Annotated in this window: 12 protein-coding genes; 8 read left to right on the plus strand and 4 right to left on the minus strand. The window is 58.7% G+C overall.

Annotated features, from left to right (window positions below):
• The first annotated feature begins 1 nt into the window (after position 1).
• Positions 2-1,510: an Asp-tRNA(Asn)/Glu-tRNA(Gln) amidotransferase subunit GatB gene (gene gatB, locus IEX04_RS06185; RefSeq protein WP_096256693.1), complete on the plus strand. Its 1,509-nt coding sequence runs from the start codon at positions 2-4 to the stop codon at positions 1,508-1,510.
• Positions 1,511-1,875: 365 nt separating this feature from the next.
• Here the strand turns inward: gatB and IEX04_RS06190 are convergent, their stop codons facing one another.
• Complete coding sequence (locus IEX04_RS06190; RefSeq protein WP_141392961.1) at positions 1,876-2,169, minus strand: hypothetical protein; 294 nt, start codon at positions 2,167-2,169, stop codon at positions 1,876-1,878.
• A 633-nt stretch (positions 2,170-2,802) separates the two neighbouring features.
• On the opposite strand from IEX04_RS06190, the gene IEX04_RS06195 reads away from it, so the two are divergent.
• Positions 2,803-3,711 (plus strand): aminoglycoside phosphotransferase family protein, encoded by a 909-nt coding sequence (locus tag IEX04_RS06195; RefSeq protein WP_096256696.1) that lies wholly within the window; start codon positions 2,803-2,805, stop codon positions 3,709-3,711.
• Positions 3,712-3,809: 98 nt separating this feature from the next.
• Here the strand turns inward: IEX04_RS06195 and IEX04_RS06200 are convergent, their stop codons facing one another.
• Both IEX04_RS06200 and IEX04_RS06205 read right to left on the minus strand, forming a co-directional pair.
• On the minus strand, positions 3,810-4,484 hold the full coding sequence (locus IEX04_RS06200) for an HAD family hydrolase (RefSeq protein WP_188684474.1): 675 nt from the start codon (positions 4,482-4,484) through the stop codon (positions 3,810-3,812).
• 32 nt (positions 4,485-4,516) lie between these two features.
• Positions 4,517-4,963: a MarR family winged helix-turn-helix transcriptional regulator gene (locus IEX04_RS06205; protein ID WP_096256698.1), complete on the minus strand. Its 447-nt coding sequence runs from the start codon at positions 4,961-4,963 to the stop codon at positions 4,517-4,519.
• Positions 4,964-5,078: 115 nt separating this feature from the next.
• Between IEX04_RS06205 and IEX04_RS06210 the strand changes: the two genes are divergently transcribed.
• Both IEX04_RS06210 and IEX04_RS06215 read left to right on the plus strand, forming a co-directional pair.
• Positions 5,079-6,257: an MFS transporter gene (locus IEX04_RS06210; RefSeq protein ID WP_096287494.1), complete on the plus strand. Its 1,179-nt coding sequence runs from the start codon at positions 5,079-5,081 to the stop codon at positions 6,255-6,257.
• Between the two features lie 45 nt (positions 6,258-6,302).
• The gene (locus IEX04_RS06215; protein WP_188684476.1) at positions 6,303-7,133 is read left to right on the plus strand and encodes an aldo/keto reductase; all 831 of its coding nucleotides are present in this window, start codon (positions 6,303-6,305) and stop codon (positions 7,131-7,133) included.
• A gap of 208 nt (positions 7,134-7,341) precedes the next feature.
• Here the strand turns inward: IEX04_RS06215 and IEX04_RS06220 are convergent, their stop codons facing one another.
• Positions 7,342-8,247, minus strand: a complete 906-nt coding sequence (locus IEX04_RS06220) for a LysR family transcriptional regulator (protein WP_096256700.1) — start codon at positions 8,245-8,247, stop codon at positions 7,342-7,344.
• Positions 8,248-8,381: 134 nt separating this feature from the next.
• Between IEX04_RS06220 and tdh the strand changes: the two genes are divergently transcribed.
• From tdh to IEX04_RS06240, 4 genes are all read left to right on the plus strand, one after another.
• Complete coding sequence (gene tdh / locus IEX04_RS06225; RefSeq protein WP_096256701.1) at positions 8,382-9,428, plus strand: L-threonine 3-dehydrogenase; 1,047 nt, start codon at positions 8,382-8,384, stop codon at positions 9,426-9,428.
• A 10-nt stretch (positions 9,429-9,438) separates the two neighbouring features.
• Complete coding sequence (locus IEX04_RS06230) at positions 9,439-10,638, plus strand: glycine C-acetyltransferase (RefSeq protein WP_096256702.1); 1,200 nt, start codon at positions 9,439-9,441, stop codon at positions 10,636-10,638.
• A gap of 88 nt (positions 10,639-10,726) precedes the next feature.
• The gene (locus IEX04_RS06235; RefSeq protein ID WP_188684478.1) at positions 10,727-11,743 is read left to right on the plus strand and encodes a LacI family DNA-binding transcriptional regulator; all 1,017 of its coding nucleotides are present in this window, start codon (positions 10,727-10,729) and stop codon (positions 11,741-11,743) included.
• A gap of 136 nt (positions 11,744-11,879) precedes the next feature.
• Positions 11,880-13,235, plus strand: coding sequence for an ABC transporter substrate-binding protein (locus tag IEX04_RS06240; RefSeq protein WP_041649406.1), 1,356 nt, complete (start codon positions 11,880-11,882; stop codon positions 13,233-13,235).
• Position 13,236 lies beyond the last annotated feature (1 nt).

Raw genomic sequence — 13,236 nt, forward strand, 5'->3', positions numbered from 1 at the left:
CATGTCTAACTACACCGATGAACTAGTCGACTTTGATGTGGCACTGGAAAAGTATGATCCGGTGCTCGGCTTTGAGGTCCACGTAGAGCTCAATACCAAAACCAAGATGTTCTCGGACGCCCCGAATGCCTTCGGCGACGCCCCGAACACCAACGTCACCCCGGTAGACCTGGGTCTGCCAGGCGTGCTGCCGGTGGTCAATAAGACCGCGGTGGAGTACTCCATCCTGATCGGCCTGGCACTGAACTGTAAGATCGCCGAGCGCTGCGGTTTCGCCCGGAAGAACTACTTCTACCCGGACACCCCGAAGAACTTCCAGACCTCCCAGTATGACGATCCGATCGCGTACGACGGCTGGATCGACATCGAACTGGAAGACGGAGAGATCTTCCGTGTGGAGATTGAACGCGCTCACATGGAGGAAGACGCCGGAAAGCTAACCCACATGGGTGGATCCACCGGACGTATCCAGGGTGCGGACTACTCGCTGGTTGATTACAACCGTTCAGGTGTGCCGCTGGTTGAAATCGTCACCAAGACCATCGAGGGCGCCGGCAAGCGGGCGCCGGAGCTGGCCAAGGCCTACGTGGCCGCCATCCGTGAAATCGTGAAGAACCTCGGGGTATCGGATGCGAAAATGGAGCGCGGCAACGTGCGTTGCGACGCCAACGTTTCGCTGATGCTCAAGGGAGCGGACAAGTTCGGTACCCGTACCGAAACCAAGAACGTAAACTCGTTGCGTGCCGTGGAGCACGCGGTGCACTTCGAAATTGAACGCCACGCAGCGGTGCTCGATTCCGGAGCGAAGATCGTTCAGGAAACCCGTCACTGGCACGAAGACACTCGCAGCACCACCTCGGGCCGTCCGAAGTCGGATGCCGATGACTACCGTTACTTCCCGGAGCCGGACCTGGTGCCAATCGTCACCACTGCCGAATGGGTTGAGGAACTGCGTTCGCGTCTGCCCGAGCCGCCGGCAGATCGCCGCAAGCGACTGAAGGCCGACTGGGGTTATGCGGACAAGGAATTCCGTGACGTGGTCAACGCGGGCGTGCTCGACGAGATCGAGGCAACCATTGCCGCCGGTACCAGTGCCGCGGTAGCCCGCAAGTGGTGGATGGGCGAGATCGCCCGTCTGGCCAAGGCTGCGGACAAGGAAATTGCGGATCTGGGGGTCACCCCGGCAACCATCGTTGAGCTGAATTCGCTGATCACCTCGAAGAAGATCAATGACAAGATCGCCCGTCAGGTGCTGGAATTTGTGGTTGATGGCGAAGGAACTCCAAACGAGATCGTTGAGAAGCGCAGCCTAGCTGTGGTCAACGACGATGATGCGTTGGGCAAGGCCGTGGATGAAGCTATGGCCGCCATGCCGGACGTGGTCGAGAAGATCAAGGGCGGCAAGATGCAGGCCATCGGCGCCCTGATGGGACCGGTTATGAAAGCCACCCGCGGTCAGGCCGATGCCGGTCGCGTGCGCGAAATCGTGATCGAGAAGTTGGGTCTGTAAGACTCATCCTTCGGTACTAAAACAGCGAACCCCGAATTCCTTTCAAAGGAATTCGGGGTTCGCTGTTTTTCTTCATAAGCCACGATGTTCCGGTGATCGCTCGCGGGCGTTGCCAGAGTTCGGAAGTAATACTCGGATCAGTCTGGCCATCGCCGCCTCTGCGGGCGGTTTCGTGTGGCGGCGCTCGCCAGACGGTGCCGTTTTTTAGAATGGTGAATCTTATAGCGTGGGCGGGAGCGGTGGGATAGTGGAGAAGAGCTTCGAAGTTCAACTCGCTGGCACCCGCGTTGCCGGAGCCGGCCCAGATCACCATTTGACCTCAGGATGCGGCCAACGCGCGCGACACGCGATTGACGTTACGGGATTTAGTTTTTGCCGGAGCGTGGGTCCGGGGAATGGTCTTCACCGCGGGCTAGGGAGTGTTCGGAAATGAGCGAACCAATGAGCAGGGTGCCTGCGGCGCATATTCCGGGCACATAGGATGCAAAGCCGGAAGCGCCGCTAAGTAGCCAATGAGTTACGGCAAAAACCGCAAATGCCAAAGCGAGGCAGAGGAGCAGGGATCCCCATTTAGTTTTTTCGCTCACGCCATCGTCTGGTTGTTCCGATTCGTTTTTAGCCTTTTCTTCCAAGCCAAACCAAGCAAGCATGCGACTCACGAAGCCCTTCTGTGCATGTCAGGTAATCCAATCCAAGTTCAAACTGACTGGTTCCTATTAGAACTACCATCTTCACAGTACGTTGCTTTGGCGGCCACGGCTATCGTCAATTTGGATGATTAACATCCCTTTGAGTGTTCGGTGAAGGGGGTTATTTCTCGGAATTATGCAGCCAGTGGCCTTAAGCTCCAGTGTTCGAGCACGCGTTCTAGGGGGCTTTGTACTGTTTCTGAAAAACGAAAAAGAGAACCCGCCAATCGACGAAGGAAATAGGCCTCCCTTCACGACGCTAATGCTATGCCGGACAGCAAATCCTAAATTTCCTATTCACACAACGCGAAAATCAGTCACTTGCCTAGGCCTATGCCGAGCTGCCAAGCCAAACTGAAGACAGAAACGCGGTACTAGTCATGAGGTCCGCATCTAGAACTCGAGCGCACTGAACGAAAACCGCAAGGTAGCGGAAAGCACGATTGTCCCGCACGTTGTTTCCACGCACGCTATTACCGAACAGATGACACGGATGATTTTGCCGCGAAAAGTGGATGAAAAATCTCCCAGATCTAGTCTCGGATTCTCGTACCGAGCGGAATGCGCGCGATCGCTTTGGCGGGATTGATTTAGCATGGAGCAATGACCTTCCAAGAAATGGCCGTTTCGGCAAAACCTGCGGCGGAAGTGTCTATTGATCGGGCGTTGGTGCGCGAATTGATCTGCGCGCAAGCGAGTCAGTGGTCCGGAAGAACTCTGACTTATCTGGCTACCGGGTGGGACAACGAGGTTTACCGTTTGGGTGATGATTTACTGGTGCGACTGCCTCGTCGTGCACTCGCCGAGAAGATCGGGCACAAGGAGCGGAAATGGTTGCCTCGCCTGTCGTCCGACAGCGGCTTGGATGTGGGGGCTCCGGTATTCATCGGGGAGCCGTCAGCGGACTACCCGTTCACCTTTTCGATCTGCCGTTACGTCCCTGGCATCAGCGCGGCGACGCTGGGGCGAAGGCAACGTGATGCCTATGCGCCGGCTTTTACCGACTATTTGTCGGTGGTGCATGGCCCTGCCCCCGAAGATGCGCCACGCAGTGAATTCAGAGGCTGCGAATTGCAAGTAGTGGATCAACGCACCAGAGAGCAGATCTCCCAGCTTCCAACGACGTACCGACGCGGTGCGCAATTCATCTGGGAACAGTCATTAGAAGCTGATGCCTACGGCGGGCCGCCACGCTGGCTCCACGGCGATCCGCATCCGCACAATACGATTGTGACCACCGGTGGTGGCAAGGCTGAACTGTCCGCATTGGTGGATTTTGGAGACCTCTGCGCCGGAGATCCCGCTTCGGATCTGGGAATGCTGTGGATGCACTTTACCGAGCCGGTGCGTGATCAAGAGTTGCGTCGGTACGCTGCAGATCGCGGGACAGCAATGTGGCTGCGGGCGCGTGGTTGGGCACTGCGCTACGCCATGCTCACCGCGCCGCTGGGCACCGCCGACCCCTTGGGACGAATCGGCTTGGATACCCTGAATATGCTGCTGAAGAGGTGAGTGTGCCGGAGCGGCTGATCCGGATCTTAGATGTTGATGCCAAAACGGCCGTTTCCGGAGGCACCACGGATCGTCCCTGCCGGGGGTTTTCTGGGGCGCTAATTCGACGAGACTAGCGCGGGGAGTTCGCCCATGCTGGTGAAAATGTGGCTGGCACCCGCGGCGGTCAGCGCCTGAGGGCTGGTGCTGGTCGGGCCGCCCGAGCAATATCCGTACACGGTGGCCCCGGCGGCGACACCTGCGGTGACTCCGGTGGCGGTATCTTCGATTACCAGCGCCTGACGCGGATCGACCCCGAGCGCAGCTGCAGCCGCCAGATAGACATCCGGTGCCGGTTTACTGCGCGGGTATTCCATGCCGCTGAACACCCGGTCGCCGAAAAACGGTGCCAGCCCGGTGAGCGAGAGCTGCATTTCCACCTTGCCGCGATCGGCCCCGGTGGCGCAGGCGATCTTGTTGCCGTAGCTCCCGGAAATTTGCGCGACTGCTTCCAGGGCGCCGGGAATGGGCTGCAGGTTCGCGCGCAGCGCCTCGTCGCGTCGTGTCCGGAACCGGGAGATCCAGGCGTCGTCGATGCGGAATCCGGTGTGGGCGAGAATTGGCTGCCATTGATCTTTCAATGCCTTGCCGATGAAAATCTGGATGCATTCTTCCTGGCTGAGATTCCATCCAAGCTCGATCAGCATCTGGCGCAGCACCGCGTTAGTGAGGGATTCGGAGTCCACCAGGACCCCGTCGCAGTCAAAGAGCAGAGCGGAGAATTTTGGGTTCATCGGTGGTTCCTTTTTGAATCCGAATGCGGAGGCTAGGAGACGGGGAGCTGATGCAGGGTCCGGGCCAGCGGGGCCAGCTCGGGTAGTTTCTCGGCATCGTTGAGCACTCGTTCCAGCGTTTCATCGTGAATCGGTTTGGCCCTCAGGTACAGCTCCTGGCCAGCTTCGGTCAGTTCGGTGTAAATGCCGCGCCGGTCATCGGCGCACAGCACGCGCGAGAGCAGGTGCCGGTCCTCCAGACGGGTGACCAGCCTGGTGGTGGCGCTCGGGCTTAATGCGGTGGCTCGGGCTAACTGCGCCATGCGCATATGCCATCCGTCTTGCCGGTTCAGCGCGTCCAGCAGTGTGAACTCGACCACGGAAAGGCCGGCGTGAGCGGTGAGATCCTTTTCCAGTGCGGCCTCGATTATTCCGTGCAATGCCGCCAAAGTGCGCCATCCGCGTGAGCGGATTTCAACGGCGTCATCTGCGATTCCCATAACAACTCCCATATTTGTTGCTTGCGCTCATTACTTGCGTGTGCAACTATTATATTCATCGACGCAATAACAAGCGTCTGCAACTAATTTCTTCCAGCTTATCAGGAGTAACGTCATGCCGCTCGGACTTATTGCGTTGGCCCTCGGTGCCTTCGGCATCGGGCTCACCGAATTTGTGATCATGGGCCTGCTTCCGGAGGTGGCTGCGGACTTCGCCGTCAGCGAGGCAGCCGCCGGCTGGCTGATCTCCGGCTACGCGCTCAGCGTGGTGGTCGGTGCGCTCGGACTAACTGCAGCTACCGTGCGATTGCCGCGCAAACCCGTGCTGGCCGGCCTGCTGGTGCTGTTCATCATCGGTAATACGCTCACGGCCGTCGCCGCGACCTACGAGGTCGCCATGCTTGGCCGCGTCATCGCCGCCCTGTGCCATGGCGCCTTCTTCGGCATCGGGTCCGTGGTCGCCGCCGATCTGGTTCCCGCCAATAAGAAGGCGGGTGCTATTGCCATCATGTTCACCGGACTCACCGCAGCCAACGTACTGGGCGTGCCTTTTGGCACTTTCCTAGGCCAGCAGGCAGGGTGGCGTTCCACCTTCTGGGCGATCTCAGGCATCGGCGTGATCGCGCTGATCGGCATCCTGGCGCTGGTACCGGTACTTAAGCAGGCGGCTGAGGCAATCTCGCTGCGCAGCGAGCTGGGAGCCTTCAAATCCCGGCAGGTCTGGCTGTCGCTGGGTGTGACGGTGCTCGGTTACGGCGGCATGTTTGGTGCCTTCACTTATATCGCTTACACCCTGACCGAAGTCTCCGGATTTAATTCCCATACCGTGCCGTGGCTGCTGGTCCTCTTCGGTGCCGGTCTGTTCGCCGGCAACTGGCTAGGTGGACGCATGGCCGACAAGAACATCGACCGCACCCTGCTGATCTTCATTGGCGCATTGCTCGTGGTCCTCATTGCCTTCGGCGCGCTGGCTACCAGTCAGGTGGCCACCATCGTGGCGTTGTTCCTCATGGGTGGTTTTGGCTTCGGTACCGTGCCTGGCCTGCAAAGCCGCATCATGCGCTACGCAGGCTCAGCACCCACCTTGGCCTCCGGCGCAAACATCGGCGCCTTTAATGTCGGCAACGCCCTGGGTGCCTGGGCCGGCGGCATGGGCATCGCCGCGGGACTGGGCTATACCTCGCCAATCTGGATTGGCGCCGCGATCACCGTCGCCGCGCTGCTGCTGATGCTGTTGGCCATGAACCTGGCCAAGAAGGCCCCGGTCGTGGCGGAACTGACCCCGGCTAACTGAACCCCCAATTTTCACTGATCCACCACACAATTTAAGGAGTTAGAAATGACGACAGTTATTCCCGCAGTTACCCTGAATAACGGCGTGCAGATGCCGCAGATCGGCTTCGGTGTCTTCCAGGTTCCGAACGAAGAAACCACCACCGCCGTGGCCGCCGCACTGAAGGCCGGCTACCGCAGTATTGACACCGCAGCGATCTACGGTAACGAAGAAGGCGTGGGCAAGGCGTTGGCCGAGTCCGGCATTAACCGTGAGGAACTGTTCATCACGTCCAAGATCTGGATCTCGGACATGGGCTACGAGCAGACCTTAAAAGCATTTGACGAGAGCCTGCAGCGCCTGGGCCTGGATTACCTGGACTTGTTCCTGATCCACTGGCCGGCTCCGGAGAAGGAACTGTATGTGGAGACCTGGAAGGCGCTGGAGAAGCTGTATGCCGAGAAGAAGATCCGCGCTATCGGCGTCTCTAATTTCCAGCCGACTCACCTGCAGAAGCTGATTGATGCCACGGATGTTGTTCCTGCGGTCAACCAGGTTGAGCTGCATCCTGCCTTGCAGAATGCTGAAGTCAGCGCCGCCAATGCCGGGCATGGCATTGCCACCGAGGCGTGGAGCCCGCTGGCCCAGGGGGCGCTGCTGAACGACGCATCGATCCTGGCGATCGGCGAAGCGCACCAGGTCACCGCCGCGCAGGTAATTCTGCGCTGGCACCTGCAGCGGGGCCGGGTGATCATCCCGAAGTCGGTCACCGAATCGCGCATCGTGCAGAACCTGGATCTGTTCGGCTTCGAGCTGTCCGGCGAAGAACTAGCCGCGATTGACGCGCTGGATCGCGGCGGCCGCACCGGCCCGGATCCTGACAGCTTCAACGGCTGATCTGCAGCATTCGCAAGCACCGCCCGTCCTCTGGTTTGAGGGCGGGCGGTGCTGTATCTAGAACCTTTCGCCGGTAGGCTCGGCGGACTCAGGGCCCGCCGAGCCTACCGGCGATATGAAGTAGATGATCGGCTCGATGATCCTGCCAGCTTCCACGGTCAGCGCATCGACCAGCACCATGTTCAAGTGTGCTTGCTGTGCGCGGGCATTAGCTGAGCATCAGACGTCGCACGGTACTGCGTATAGCCTCGATCACCTCGTTGACCGGTGCACGGTGCAGATGTTCGGCGCGCAGTAGCAGGTCGATTTGTCGTCCGGAGTTTAGCCCTTTAATGGGTCGTAAAGTCACCGACTCGTCCAGCGATTTGCGCGCCGTATATCGCGGAAGGATTCCTAGGCAGCTACTGGCCTGCACTAGGGCACCGGCGGTGGCATAGTCGTTGACTCGATGCTCAACCACCGGTGCGCTGCCGGCCAGAGCGGCAATAGTTTCCAGCACATCGGCGGGGGAGTAGCCCGCACGGGAGACCACCCAGCGTTCGCCGATCAGCTGTTGCGGGGTCAATTCCTCGAAGGCTGCCAGCGGGTGCTCCCGGTGAATCGCGATGTCCAGTGGTTCGAAGGCCAAGGGGATGACGGTGATCTGGTTTTCAGGCCACGGAGCGGTATGCGGCATGCGGTGGGCGAGGACCAGATCGTAGGCGGAGGTCAATGCCGGAAAGTCCTGCTGGGATACGTCTTCATCCGAGAACCGCAGCGGGGGTAGGCTGCCTTGCGGGTAGGCCAGCAACGGAGCGAAGAGCGTCTGCCCGATAGAGTGGAACCCGGCGATGCGAACGGGGGCATCGCGGTCCTGATCCTGGGTGCGGATTTTTGCTGAAACCTCAGCCAACGTTGAGGCGACCGACGCGGCAGCTGATGCCAATAATTTACCCTCTGCCGTTAACACCAACCTGCGTCCATCCTTTTGAGTCAGCGGAGTCGGGAAGCCGCGTTGCAACTGCGCGAGGTGTTGGGACACCGCCGAAGGCGAGACGTAGAGGGCCTTGGCCACGGCGTTGACGCTACCTAAGTCCGCTAGCTCGCGAAGAATTCGCAACTGATGTAATTCCATGAAGTAAATACTAAATCGTTAGATCAGGAAATCGAAGTTCTTCTAAGGTTTTATCCCGCGGTGTTGGGTGCGACACTTGAAGCAACGCCAAGTCTGTCGTGCGCACCTCGGTGCCCGATCTCAAAGGAACCAGCATGAAAGCTCTATATAAGTCCGGCCCACACGCCGGACTGGAACTCGTTGACCGGCCTGAGCCAGAGACCGGAGCCCATGACGTGAAAATCCGCGTCATGACCGCTGGCATCTGCGGCACCGACCTGCATATTGAAGCCTATGATGAGGCCGCGCAGGCCATGATCAACACACCGCTGGTCCCGGGGCACGAGTTTTACGGCGAAGTCGTGGAGGTTGGATCCTTCGCACACGGCGTTAAAGTCGGAGACCGCGTTTCCGGCGAGGGCCACGTGGTCTGCGGTATCTGCAGAAATTGCCGCGCCGGACGCCCGCACATGTGCATCAACGTCAATTCCGTTGGCGTGCAGCGCGATGGCGCGTTCGCCGAATACGTGGTAATTCCGGCAAGCAATGTGTACATTCACCGCGACGAGCGCATCACCCCGCTGCTCGGCGCAATTTTTGATCCGTTCGGCAATGCGGTACACACCGCGCTGCAGTTCCCCATGGTCGGCGAGGATGTCCTGATCACCGGAGCGGGACCCATCGGTTTGATGGCGGCAGCGGTAGCCCGCCATGCCGGAGCGCGCAACATCGCCATCACCGACGTCTCCGAGCAACGCCTGGAACTGGCCCGCAGCATGGGCGTAAACCTCGCCATCAACGTTTCTAAGCAGCGCGTCGCCGACGCTCAGAAGGAACTGGGCATGCGCGAAGGTTTCGACTTCGGCATGGAAATGTCGGGGCACAAGACCGCATTGCCAGAAATGATCGAAAACATGAACCACGGCGGCAAGATCAGCATGCTGGGACTTCCCAGCGAATCGATCGACATCAACTGGGGCAAGGTTGTCACCCACATGCTCACCTTGAAGGGGATCTATGGGCGCGAAATGTTTGAAACTTGGTACGCCATGAGCGCCATGCTCACCACCTCGGACGTTTTGCGCGAACGCGTAGCTTCGGTAGTTACCGACTTCATCCCTGCCACCGAATGGCAGGACGGATTCACCGCCGCACGCGGTGGGCACGGCGGCAAGGTTGTTTTGGACTGGACAGTTTTCTAGGAGATATGACATGTACACAGATATGAAAGACCAGCTGTCCGCGGAACTGGAACAGCTCAAAGAAGCAGGACTTTTTAAAGCAGAACGCCACATCGACTCGGCGCAGTCGGCCTCGATCATGGCTGGTTCCCTGGGCAGTGAATCGCGTAAGGTACTGAACTTCTGCGCGAACAACTACCTCGGTTTGGCAGATGACGCGCGCATCATTGACGCGGCGAAAAACGCCATGGACGAACGTGGCTTCGGCATGGCCTCGGTCCGATTCATCTGCGGTACCCAGGATTTGCACCTTGAACTTGAAGCAAAGCTCTCGGCATTCCTCGGAACCGAAGACACGATCCTGTTCTCCAGTTGCTTCGACGCCAATGGCGGAGTTTTTGAATCCTTGTTCGGCAAGGAAGACGCGATCATCTCCGATGCGCTGAACCACGCATCGATCATCGATGGCATTCGTTTGTCCAAGGCAGCACGTTTCCGCTATGCCAACCAGGATATGGCGGATCTGGAAACTCAGCTGCAAGCAGTTGCGGCATCAAATGATGGGGCAGGCGCTCGCCGCACCATCATCGTCACCGACGGTGTGTTCTCCATGGACGGCTTCTTGGCTCCCCTGGAAGCCATCTGCGATCTGGCTGACAAGTATGGCGCATTGGTCATGGTGGATGATTCTCACGCGGTGGGCTTCATGGGAGCCACCGGCGCCGGAACTCCGGAACACGCAGGGGTCTCTGACCGTGTAGATATCTACACCGGCACCTTCGGCAAGGCCTTGGGCGGAGCCTCGGGCGGTTACGTTTCCGGCCGTGGCGAGATCGTGGCGATGCTTCGCCAGAAAGCCCGCCCCTACCTGTTCTCCAACTCACTTGCTCCGTCCATCGTGGCTGCCACGCTGACCGCACTGGACCTGGTGGAAGGTTCAGGTGATCTGCGCGAGAAGCTCTTCGAAAACGCGGCGCACTTCCGCCGCCGGATGACCGAGGAAGGTTTTGATCTGCTTGACGGCGAGCACGCCATCATTCCGGTGATGTTCGGCGATGCGGTCAAGGCCGCAGAAGTTGCAGGCAAGATGCTGGAGCAGGGCGTCTTCGTGACCGCCTTCAGCTTCCCTGTGGTGCCAAAGGGTGCCGCGCGTATCCGAGTCCAGCTTTCTGCTGCGCATTCGGCTGAGGATATCGAAGCCTGCGTGCAGGCATTCGTAGCCAGCCGGTAGCCGGCATTTGCACAGCTGTTGACAGTGCGCCCGTTCACTGACGTGTTTCAATAGAAGCTACGTAACTGCATGTTGAAGCGGAGGACAAATGGCTACAAGGGATGATGTTGCACGCCTTGCCGGCGTATCTCCCAGTACCGTTTCCTACGTGATCAGTGGACGGCGCACCATCTCAGATGCGACCAAGACCCGGGTTTTGGCCGCCATGCGGGACTTGAATTACACCCCGAACGCTTTTGCTCAGGGGCTGGCGGGTGCACGTCGCGGCATCCTTGCATTGCATTTTCCAACCAGTGTTGACGGCTACTCATCCACTGAGTTCGAGTATGTCACTGCGGCCATGGAGCGGGCTCGTGCCCTGGGCTATCACATGCTGCTCTGGTCCAACCCGATGACCGACGTCATGGGCATGGAAAGCCTTGTTGCCCAGAAATTAGTGGCCGGAGTGCTGCTCATGGAGGTTTCAATTTCTGATCCGCGCTTTGATGTTCTGCGTCGCGCCAAAATTCCTTTCGCTTCCATTGGCCGGCCCGATGACAGCGATGACGTGATTTATGTTGACAATGATTTCGCTGAAGCAGGACGCCTAGCAATAGAGCATCTGGCCGAATTGGGTCACCGATCCATCATGTACATCAATGTTTCGCAACAAGATCAGGCCGCTGGCAATGGCCCGGCAATCCGTACCGCACGAGCCATCACCGAATCAGCGCAGGCACAGAATATGTCAATTGTTGAGATGCCCGTGGAGAATAACGCCCGCGGTGGCCGGCAAGCCTTGGACGGCTACCTGAAATTCAACCCGCGCCCGAGTGCGGTGGTAGGACTCAAAGAGTTCGCCACTGCTGGTTTCCTGAATGCTGCAGGAATGGCTGGCTTGTCGATTCCAGCGGACGTCTCGGTTGTCGCTTTGGGAATCGGTGACCGTTCGGCAGAAATGGTTTCGCCTGCGCTGACCACGGTGGCACCTTCCGGTGAAGTTATTGCCCACACCGCGGTTGACGCGCTGGTGGAACAAATCGAAGGCCGATCCAGCGACGTCATTCAACAGCTCGTCACTCCCGTCATGGTGATCAGGGAAAGTTCTGGAATAGCTCCCGTTTAGCCCCCTCTTGAGGATTTTCTCCGGGTCTCGTGCGCTCAGCTGTTGACGCGCGTCGATGATCTGCGTCACTATAGAGGGGATCACTCGTGCCAAGCTGGAACTTCCCGCAGGGTACAACTCAAAAGTGGAAGGCATCATGAAAAAAACAAAACGTGGGTTGAAGCTCGTTCCCGCTCTTTCCGTGGCCTCAATCGGTTTGCTGCTGGCCGGTTGCTCCGGGGGAGCAGATCCCAATGATCCCAATGCCCAAGGCGGGGAGACCCAAGTTGCCGAATCCGACGGAGTAGTGGATGTCTACGGACCAGTCACTGGCACCGAAGCTGAGCTGCTCGAGAAGTCCTGGGCCGACTGGTCTGAAGAGAACGGCATCAAGATCCGCTACACCGGCGACAAGAACTTCGAATCCCAGTTGGGCATCAAGGTCCAGGGCGGAGATACGCCTGACCTAGCAGTCTTCCCTCAGCCAGGTTTGCTGGAAGCTACCGTAGCTTCGGGCAAGGTGCAGAAACTTCCTGAAGGCGCCCAAGCTGAAGTGGGGAAGAACTGGTCTGAGGACTGGCAGAACTACGGCAAGGTGGACGGCGTCCAGTATGGTGCTCCGCTGATGGCCAGCGTCAAGGGCTACATCTGGTATTCGCCCAAGCAGTTCGAGGAATGGGGCGTCAGCGTTCCCAAGACTTGGGACGAAATGACCGCGCTGGGAACCGAAATTACCAAGAAGACCGATGAGCCTGCCTGGTGTGCAGGATTTGCCTCGGGCGAAGCATCGGGTTGGCCAGGCACTGACTGGATTGAGGACGCTGTCCTGCGCCAGTCGGGCACCGAAGCCTATGACAAATGGGTGTCCGGAGAACTGGAATTCACCTCGCCAGAAATCACCAGCGCATTTGATTCAGTTGGCGAGATCTTGCTGGATCCAAAGCAGGTCAACGCAGGCTATGGAGATGTAAAGTCCATTAATGCCACCGCGTTTGGTGACATCGGCACCGCAGTTGCCAAGGGCACTTGCCCGCTGACCCACCAGGCTTCATTCCTCGAAGGCTTCATCCTTGATGCCAAGAACGCAGACGGTGAAACACCTACGGTAGCTCCTGACGGAGATGTCTGGGCATTCATCGCACCACAATTCAACGAGGGTGATCCAACTTCGGTTGTCGGCGGTGGCGAATTCGTCGCGGCCTTCTCGAACGACGAAGACACTGCGAAGGTGCAGGAATACCTGGCCAGTGCAGACTGGGCCAATAGCCGAGTTAAGCTCGGTGGCGTGATCTCGGCAAACTCCGGCCTTGATCCAGAAAATGCCAGCAGTGATCTGCTGCGCTCTGCGGTGGAACTGCTGCAGGATCCAAGCACCACTTTCCGTTTCGACGGATCTGACCTGATGCCAAAGAGCGTCGGTGCCGATTCCTTCTGGAAGGGAATTGTGGACTGGATCGATGGGAAGCCCACCAAGGAAGTTCTAGAGAACATCCAAGCCGGTTACGACTCTTAGT

Source organism: Glutamicibacter ardleyensis (genome assembly GCF_014644555.1).
GTDB lineage: Bacteria > Actinomycetota > Actinomycetes > Actinomycetales > Micrococcaceae > Glutamicibacter > Glutamicibacter bergerei.